At 73.9% G+C, this 8366-nt stretch carries 11 protein-coding genes and 1 pseudogene; 2 read left to right on the top strand and 10 right to left on the bottom strand.

Features of this window, described 5'->3' with window-relative positions:
* Positions 1-609: pseudogene (locus tag VGH76_RS09360) on the bottom strand (hypothetical protein); the annotation flags it as partial.
* A gap of 228 nt (positions 610-837) precedes the next feature.
* Here VGH76_RS09360 and VGH76_RS09355 point away from each other — a divergent pair.
* Entirely contained in the window at positions 838-1599 is a 762-nt protein-coding gene (locus VGH76_RS09355) for an SGNH/GDSL hydrolase family protein (RefSeq protein ID WP_331556385.1), read from the top strand.
* A gap of 217 nt (positions 1600-1816) precedes the next feature.
* Here VGH76_RS09355 and VGH76_RS09350 read toward each other — a convergent pair whose 3' ends face one another.
* The 3 genes from VGH76_RS09350 to VGH76_RS09340 all read right to left on the bottom strand — a co-directional run bounded on the left by VGH76_RS09350 (position 1817) and on the right by VGH76_RS09340 (position 3724).
* The gene (locus VGH76_RS09350) at positions 1817-2506 is read right to left on the bottom strand and encodes a DUF3159 domain-containing protein (protein ID WP_331556384.1); all 690 of its coding nucleotides are present in this window, start codon (positions 2504-2506) and stop codon (positions 1817-1819) included.
* 47 nt (positions 2507-2553) lie between these two features.
* Positions 2554-3003: a VOC family protein gene (locus tag VGH76_RS09345; protein WP_331556383.1), complete on the bottom strand. Its 450-nt coding sequence runs from the start codon at positions 3001-3003 to the stop codon at positions 2554-2556.
* Between the two features lie 64 nt (positions 3004-3067).
* Positions 3068-3724 (bottom strand): TetR/AcrR family transcriptional regulator, encoded by a 657-nt coding sequence (locus VGH76_RS09340; RefSeq protein ID WP_331556382.1) that lies wholly within the window; start codon positions 3722-3724, stop codon positions 3068-3070.
* A gap of 76 nt (positions 3725-3800) precedes the next feature.
* On the opposite strand from VGH76_RS09340, the gene VGH76_RS09335 reads away from it, so the two are divergent.
* Complete coding sequence (locus VGH76_RS09335) at positions 3801-4682, top strand: diiron oxygenase (protein ID WP_331556381.1); 882 nt, start codon at positions 3801-3803, stop codon at positions 4680-4682.
* Between the two features lie 79 nt (positions 4683-4761).
* Here the strand turns inward: VGH76_RS09335 and VGH76_RS09330 are convergent, their stop codons facing one another.
* The 6 genes from VGH76_RS09330 to VGH76_RS09305 form a co-directional block, all read right to left on the bottom strand.
* The gene (locus VGH76_RS09330; protein WP_414637697.1) at positions 4762-5730 is read right to left on the bottom strand and encodes a TauD/TfdA dioxygenase family protein; all 969 of its coding nucleotides are present in this window, start codon (positions 5728-5730) and stop codon (positions 4762-4764) included.
* Between the two features lie 128 nt (positions 5731-5858).
* Entirely contained in the window at positions 5859-6104 is a 246-nt protein-coding gene (locus tag VGH76_RS09325; RefSeq protein ID WP_331556380.1) for a hypothetical protein, read from the bottom strand.
* Positions 6105-6156: 52 nt separating this feature from the next.
* On the bottom strand, positions 6157-6708 hold the full coding sequence (locus VGH76_RS09320) for a DUF4334 domain-containing protein (RefSeq protein ID WP_331556379.1): 552 nt from the start codon (positions 6706-6708) through the stop codon (positions 6157-6159).
* Positions 6709-6757: 49 nt separating this feature from the next.
* Positions 6758-7021 carry a hypothetical protein gene (locus VGH76_RS09315; protein WP_331556378.1) on the bottom strand — a complete coding sequence of 88 codons (264 nt, stop codon included), beginning with the start codon at positions 7019-7021 and terminating at the stop codon, positions 6758-6760.
* 209 nt (positions 7022-7230) lie between these two features.
* Complete coding sequence (locus VGH76_RS09310; protein WP_331556377.1) at positions 7231-7767, bottom strand: hypothetical protein; 537 nt, start codon at positions 7765-7767, stop codon at positions 7231-7233.
* Positions 7768-7782: 15 nt separating this feature from the next.
* Positions 7783-8325, bottom strand: a complete 543-nt coding sequence (locus tag VGH76_RS09305) for a hypothetical protein (protein ID WP_331556376.1) — start codon at positions 8323-8325, stop codon at positions 7783-7785.
* Between the last annotated feature and the right edge of the window lie 41 nt (positions 8326-8366).

Below are 8366 nucleotides of genomic sequence, written 5' to 3'. Positions count from 1 at the left end.
GGCGGCGTCGAGACGGGTCGTGACGGTGCGCCCGCCTGCCCGGAGCTGCTGCGGGGCGCCGGCCTGCTGGGTCGGCTGGGCCTGCGGGGCCGGTTGCGGGGTGCCGACCTGACGGCGGCCCGGGGCGAGCCCGCCGTCGGGCAGCCGGTGGGTGGGCAGCGGCGGGGCGACCGGACGGTTCGGCGGGCCACCGGAGGCCGGCGCGCCCGGCGGGCGCGCCCCGACGGCACCGGGCCGCGCACCCGGCCCGGCCTGGCGCGGCGGGCCGCCCTGCGGGTTCGCCGCCGAGATGCCGTCGCCGGTGACCTTGGCGACCGCCTGGGCGACCTTCGTCCCGGCGGCCGCGTTGACGACGAGCCGGTCCTTCACCGCGTCGCGCGTGCGCTCCAGCGAGCGCTGGTAGAGCGACGAACCGACCGTCGAGACGACCGAGGCGACGGCGGCGCCACCGATCGTCCCGGCGGCGCCCATGAAGGACCCCAGGATCGCCGCCGTCGCTGCCGCGAGTGCACCGGCGACGATCTGCGGGATGGACAGCCCGGAGGAGGTCTTCTTCTCCTCGGGTGGCGTCACGTCGCCGCCGACTGTCCTCGTGGAGGTCTGTGCCATGGCTCCCAGGGCTCGTCGTCACATCGGGGTCGTTCGGTCCTGATCCGGACAGCAGGCAGCGCCCGCCTCACCGGTATCCGTCTCCAAGGACGTCCACCAGGGTGCCAGTGTGCCCTCACGGTGAGGACCTTCACCCCTCTCCTTGCGACCCGATCTTCGCCTTGACCAATGCGCTGCTCCGAATGGGGTAATGATCGCTCCGACGCCGGACCGAGGATGATCGAGGGCATGTCCTGGAGCACCTTCGTCGCCGTGGGCGACAGCTTCACCGAGGGAGTCGGGGACCTCGACCCGCGCACCGGCGTCGAGCGGGGCTGGGCCGACCGGGTCGCCGAGGGGCTGGCCGCCCGGCACCCGGACCTGCGCTACGCCAACCTCGCCGTGCGGGGGCAGCTGCTCGAGCAGGTCGTCGAGACGCAGGTCGAGCGGGCCCACGCGATGTCCCCCGACCTGGTCAGCGTCTGCGCGGCCGGCAACGACCTGCTCCGCCCCTCCGCGAAGCCGGCCGACCTGGCACGCCGGCTCGAGGCCGCGGTCGCGCGCCTGGGCGACCAGGGCGCGGACGTCCTGGTGTTCACCGGGTTCAACACCCGCGCGACGCCCGTCGTCGACCTCGTCGGGCGGCGGCTGGCGACGATGAACCAGCTCATCCGTGATCTCGCGCACCGGCAGGGCGCCCACCTGGTCGACCTGTGGGAGATGGACCCCCTCGCCGACCCCCGGGCCCGCGCCGAGGACCGGCTGCACCTCAACGCCGAGGGCCACCGCCGCGTCGCGGCCCGGGTCCTCGAGGTGCTCGGGGTGCCGACCGACGAGGACTGGCGCGAGCCGTGGCCGCCGTCGGACCCGATGCCGTGGGTTCGCCGCCGGGAGGCGGACCTCCGCTGGGCGCGCGAGCACCTGCTGCCGTGGGTGAGCCGGCGGGTGCAGGGTCGGAGCACGGGGGACGGGCGCCCGGCGAAGCGGCCGGAGCCGGCTCCGGTGCGGTAGGCCGTCCCGGGCTTCTTGGCAGCAACGGCACGTTCCTGGCATCTAACGCCAGAACGGCGCCGCTCACTCATCGGCGCCCGCCCTGGCCCCACGGCAGCAACGGCACGTTCCTGGCATCCAACGCCAGAATGGCGCCACTCACTCATCGGCGCCAGCCCCGGCACCACGGCAGCAACGGCACGTTCCTGGCGCCCAACGCCAGAACGGCGCCGCTCACTCACGAGCGGTCGGCCGCCTGCTCCGCCGCCGGCCGGGCGTCCACCGGGTGCCGCGGCCCGGGGTGCCCCGGCGGGAGCGCCGAGCGCACCAGCGGCCACGACCCGAGCGCGCACACCGCCACCAACGGCCACGTGAGCACGACCTGCGCGATCCCCAGCGCGACCACCTGGTCGGCGAACCACAACGGCAGCAGCACCGCGATCCGCGCCAGGTACTGCGCCGCCCACAGCCAGCTCGCCCGGCAGTAGCCGCGCACCAGGTCCGGGTCGTTCCGCCACGCCCGGGGCTTGCCGAGCGCCGCACTCACGACGAGCCCGAGCAGCGGCCAGCGGACGGCGATCGAGACCAACCAGGCCGCGAGGCTGCCGGCGTTGGCGACGATCCGCGGCAGGAAGAAGTCCTCGGCCCGGCCGGTGTAGAGCGCGATCAACGTCGCGGCGACGGCGATCAGCAGGCCCACCGCCGCCGCGCGTGGCCGCTCCCCGCCGCGCCACCGGACCACCGCGACCACCAGCGCGACGACGACCGACGCGAGCCCGCCGAGCAGTACCGGCTCGGTCCACGACGCGGCCTGCGCCACGAGCCAGACCACGACGAAGGCCGCGGTCGGCAACGCGGCGTCCGCCAGCTGTCGCCCCGTACCCGCGAGGATCTCCAGGAGGGGATCGTCCTGCCGCGTGAGCCGCACGGCTCCACCCTAGGTGAGGGGAGCCTCGCCTCAGCGGGACCGCGTGATCACGGGCTCGTGACCGGCTCGATCCCGCCACGCATCATCTCGGCGCGGAACTCCGGTGAGGGCGTGGACGGCGTCGAGACGTCCACGAGCAGGCCGTTGGGGTCGGTGAGGAGCATGCGACGGCGGCCGTAGAACTGGTCCCGCGGCGGCGCCACGACCGGCACCCCCTGGCGGCGCGCCTCCACGTGCAGCGCGTCGACGTCGTCCACGACGAAGGTCAGGACGATGCCCGCGGGGTCCGCGCGGTAGGGCGGCGGCACCATCTCGTGGCCGACCGCCCAGATGCCGAGCTCGCACGCCGGCTGCCCCTCGCCGTCCGGCGTCGTGGTGAGCGCCACGTAGTAGTCGCTGTCGAAGGCGACCTCGAAGCCCAGCAGGGCCACGAAGAAGTCGCGGGTCTCCGGCAGGCGGTCGGACAGGATGGTCGGGAACGCTCGACGCAGCGCCATCGGGGCCTCCTCGCGGGTCGGGCCCATCATGGGCGATGCCCGTGACGGGGCTGACCGGGAGGGGTCACGACGCGGACTCGGCTCCGATCCGGTCCAGGGCGTCGACGACGCCGCTGCCCACCGTCACGCGGATGACGGCCCAGCACGCCTCGGTGAGCTGGGCCCCCAGGGCCCCGACGTCGGCGCCGTGCGGCTCGTCGAGCCAGTGCGCGGCCGCGGCGTCGACCATCCCGACGAGGCCGTAGGCCAGCGGGTGCGCCGTCCCGGGCGGGATCTCCGCGCCCAGCGAGCCGTCGACGAGCATCTGGGCCGTGTGCGCGGACACCACGCCTCGCACGTTGGTGCTCGCCGCCTCCACCGAGTCGGACGAGGGCAGCGAGTTGCGCTTGAGGTAGTGGTAGACGTTCGCGTGCTCGGAGAGCCAGCACAGGTGCGCGGCGATGGCGCGCTCGAGCATCTCCCGGGGCTCGCCCGAGGGCCGCCACACCGGCTCCAGCTCGGTCACCAACCGCTCGACGCTGCGCGCCGCGATCGCCGACTGCAGGTCGTCCTTGCCGTCGAAGTGCCGGTAGAGCCCGGGCCGGGAGACGCCGGCCTGGGTGGCGATCTGCTCGGTGGTGACGTCGGGCCCGTGGGCCTCGATCGCGGCGACGGCGGCGTCGACCAGCTCGAGGCGTCTCGCCTCCCGGTGGCCCGCCCAGCGTCGTGTCCTGCCGTCCATGGTCCGACCAGAGTGCTCCCGGCGCGGCTCGACCGCCAACTATCCGCAACACCGTGTACGGGATACATTGTGTTGCATGACGATGCTCGACCGCGACCAGGGCGCGGCCCGGCTGCTCTCGGCCAGCGCGCGCCACACGCTGGACCCCGACCTCGAGGTGGACTGGTCGGCACCGGTGGAACCGGACGGCTGGGCCGTCCCGCCCGAGCGCGTCTCGCTCTACGGCACCGACCTCTGGGACGACCTCGACGACGACACACGGCGCACCCTGGCCCGCCACGAGGCAGCGAGCCTGCTCTCGGTCGGGCTCTGGTTCGAGGTCCTGCTCATGCAGATGCTCACCCGCTACGCATACGCGCTGGACCTGCGGCGCCCGCACGCGCAGTACGCGCTGACCGAGGTCGGCGACGAGACGCGCCACTCGGTGATGTTCGCGAGGACCGTCGACGCGCTGGGCTGCCCGGACTACCGCCCGCACGGCCGACTGCACCGCGTCGGCGGCTGGTACGGCCACCTCGGCGCAGGGGCGAGCATGTTCGCGTCCGTGCTGGTCGCGGAGGAGGCCACCGACCGGCTGCAGCGCGAGTCGATGCACGACGACCGGATCCTGCCGCTGATGCGCTCGGTGGCGCGGGTCCACGTCGTCGAGGAGGCCCGCCACGTGCGGTTCGCCCGGGAGGAGGTGGCGCGGCTGGTGCCGACGCTGTCGCGGGGGGAGCTCGAAAAGGAGCGGTGGCTGACGGCGCTCGTGGGCGCCGAGGTCGTGAACTCGCTGTGGCAGGCGCGGGTCTACCGCAGCGTCGGGCTCTCGGGGAGGGTCGGTCGCGCGGCGGCGCGGGCGAACCCGCACCACCGCGCGACGAAGCGGTTCATGCTGGAGAAGGTGCTGGCGTTCCTCGCCGAGGTCGACATGGTCGGCGGCCCCTCGGAACGCCTCTGGCAGCGCGCGCTCGGCTGAGCGGCGCCCCTGACGGAGCGAGCGGCGCTCTCGCTCACCCAGAAGCAGCGAGAGTGCCGCTCGCTCGGCGGCAGGGTGCTCAGAACGGGACGTCGCCCGCGATCGCCACGCGCTCGGCGACCCGGGCGTGCGCCCCGTAGTCACCGACCGCGTAGTGCTGCGTCGACCGGTTGTCCCAGAACGCCACCGTGCCCGCGGTCCACCGGTAGCGGACCTGGAACTCGGGGGTGTGCGCCTGGGCGAACAGGTGACGCAGCAGCGCGTCGGACTCGATGGGCTCCAGGCCGACGATCCGCGTGGTGAACGCGGCGTTGACGAACAGCGTCCGCCGGTGCGTCTCCGGGTGGGTCCGGACGACGGGATGGGTCACCGGCGGGAACGTGTCCTCCAGCCGGGCGAGCTTGTCCGCCGGGAGGAACCGCGCGAAGCCGGGCACCATGTCGTGCACCGCCACCGCGTCGTCGATCCGCGCCCGCACCCCGTCGGAGAGGTTGTCGTACGCGGCGGCCATGTCGGCCCACATCGTGTCCCCGCCGAACGGCGGCGTCGTGATCATCCGCAGGATCGCGCCCATCGCCGGCACGCGCCGGAACGACGTGTCGACGTGCCAGATGTTCTCGTAGGTCTGCGGGCCCCCGCCGCCCTTGGCGAAGCGGACGACGCTCGGGTCCTCCCCCGCCTCGAGCAGCGGGTTGGTCTCGAGCTCGCCCCAGAGCTGCCCGAAGGCCTGCTGAGCGGCGCTCGTCATGTCCTGGCCGGGGAAGAAGAGGACCTTCCACTCGAGCAGCGCGCGGTGAATCTCCGCCCGCACCTCGTCCGACAGCGGCGAGGACAGGTCGACGCCGGCGATCTCGGCACCGAGGGTGACCCCGACGGGGGTCAGGGTGAAGGCCGCCCATTCCTCGTGACAACGGTCCGGCCCGTCCCCCGGCAGGCGGCGCAGGTAGCGCTTGCCCTCGAGGAGATCGATGGCGGGTGTGGCACGGGGTCGGTCGTGGCTCGCCTGGTCCGTGCCGACCCCGCCGGTGGACACACCGGCTTCGAGGATGGTCGTCACATCCACTGATCATGGGACATCGCGGGCCCGAGCGCCATCCGCCGAACGCCGGGCCCCGCCGGTCGTCGTCCGACACCGGATCCGCACGCCGTCGTCATCGCGCCGACACTCACGCACGGTCAGGTGGGTCCGGAAGTCACGGCGGCATCGGCAGCGTCCAGCGCGTGCTCGAGCAGCACGCCGGACCCCTGGCCGATCTCGACGTCGTCGCCACTCACCACGACGGCCGGGTGCTGGCCGTCTTCCTGGGGCGCTTCGGGGCGCGCAAGGGCATCTACGAGCTCGTGGACGCCTGTGCCCGGCTCGCACCCGGACAGCGGCGTCGGCTGCGGCTGGTGGCCGCCGGTGGCGGCGAGGTCGACCACTGGGCCGCCCGCCTCGCGGCCATCTGGGCCGGCGCCGCCGCGACGGCCGCCGTCAAGGGCGGTGGAGCACGAAGAAGTACGGTGCCGCGTCCCCGCGGTGGTCCATCAGCCCGAGCAGCGTCGTGTCGGAGACGCGCCGGAAGACGTCGTTGATCGGCCGGGCGTCGTAGATCATCGTCGCGGTGGAGACGCCGCGGTACTCCGTGGCCCGCAGCCGCGCGGTGTACCGCGACGTCGCGAGCAGCGGCCGGCCGGCGGTGATCACCTTGTGCAGCCAGGGCCGGCGCAGCGCCCCGGGGATCGGGAGGCCCATCGGCACGCGGATCGGGTCGACGGCGAAGGTGTCCGTCCGGTCGGCGTTCCAGAAGAGCAGCGGGTGGACGCGGTCGACGTCGTCGAAGCGCTTGCCCGCCCACCCGGTGGCCCCGAGCAGCCCGTCCATCGGGTGGCCGGTGGGGAACTCGTCGCCGCGCCACTCGCCGAGCATCTCCTCGGGCCGGACCGCGGGCAGGGTGTCGAAGAACGCCAGGGCTTCGTCGGTGGCCACCTCGCCGCGGTGCGCGCGGGTGAGCAGGGCGTCGAAGGACGGGTCCACGGTCGTCATGACGGGCAGTGTGCCCGGGCCTGCCCGGTCCCACCCAGCGCGCTGTGACCTACACCGTGCGGGCGATGAGGTCGTCGAGCGTGCCGACCAACCGCTGCGCCGTCCGGCCCGCGGTGACCGACAGGATGTCGCGCAGCCCGCAGAGGTGTGCGAGCGGGTCCTGCCCGCTCCGCGCGAACGGGGCGACGGCGAGCGCCTCGGCGTGGCCGATGAGCGCGTCGACCCCCGCGCCGAAGAGCCCGTCGTCGACGAGCGCGTCCAGCTCGACGATGGCAGTGCGGGCGACCATGCGGATGCGGGTCGCGTCGGTCATGACACTCACGTCGAGTGAGAGTACGAGCACGCTCGGTCGACGAACCCGGCGTTCACCGGAGCCGGTGACGTCCGGCCCGGCGAGCGGGCCCCGCGATCAGCCCAGCGGCGTGTGCACCGACAGGAAGCTCGCGAGGCTCTCGCGGGAGGCGTCGTTGTACTCCGGTGCCTCCAGCGCTCGACCAGCGTGGCCTCCGGCGCCACCCGGATCTACGCGGTGAGGCCTGCGGCGGCGAGCGCCGCGGCGATCCGGATCCGGTCGGCGCCGGCGAGCGCCGCGCAGGCCAGCGCCCGGTCGCCGGTGATCTCCCGCGCGACGGCGTCGACGGGCGGCACCCAGGCGTCCCGGTCCGCGTCGCTGCCGAACTCGACCTCGCCGATGACGAGCCCGCGCAGCGGCCCGGCGAACAGGTCGACCCCGAAGGGCGGCACGTCCAGCCGGACCTTGCGCAGGACGTCGGCCGGAAGCACCTGGAGCGCGGCGTACTCGGCCTCGTCGAGGTACATCGTCGTGATCAGGCCGGGGTGCCCGTCGGGCGTCGGGACCTTCTGGGACAGCTTGTGGAACACCGTCCCGTCGTCCCACTGCTGACGACGCAGCCGCAGCCGGGTGCCGTGGATGTAGCGGTCGAGCAGCCCGGCCCGGCGCACCGCCTCCCCGGGCACCCGCGCCATGAGGAACCGGCGCTCGAGCTCGAGCTTCGCGTACTGGCGCTCCTTCTCCGCGGGCGCCGACGGGTTGAGCACGGGTCCGAGTATGGCTCAGCGCTCCACACCGCTCCTGATCACGAAGTCCTGGCTCGGCGCGGCGGCGTCGTCCTCGGCGGCCACCCAGCCGGCGTCCGCGTCCCGGTAGACGACCACCGTCTCCGTCGAGGGCCCGCCCCGGCCGGAGAGGACCTCGTCGACGACGAAGCCGGCGGCGATACCCAGCATCCACACGTCCTTGGCGATGGGGAGGCCCTGGGGGGTCGGACGCAGGGTGCCCTCCTGCCGCATCCCGGGCGTGCGCAGGTAGAGACCGAGGAGTCCGCCGGAGAACGCCGCGAGCCCGGCGCCCGCGACGAGCGTGGGCACCACCGGCAGGAGCAGCGCGGCGCCGAGCACGATCTCGCTCGTCGACAGCAGCCGCAGGAACTGGCCGGCCTGCAGCTTCCCGAGGAAGGGGTAGGTGCCGCTGGCCATGCCGTGCAGGGCCTGCGCGGTCTGCTCGTCGCCATGGGCCTTCTCGATCCCGGAGTTGAGGATGAACGCCCCGGTGGCGACCCGTGCGGGGATGTGGCGGCCCTTGAGCCGGAGCTTCATGGTGAGCCTTCCGGAGATCGTTTCGGTTGTGGTTTCAACGG

The sequence above is a fragment of the Actinomycetospora sp. genome, from assembly GCF_036497585.1.
Lineage (GTDB): Bacteria > Actinomycetota > Actinomycetes > Mycobacteriales > Pseudonocardiaceae > Actinomycetospora.
The sequence above is the reverse complement of the archived record's forward strand: the minus strand, read 5'-3'. Positions and strand labels throughout refer to the sequence as shown.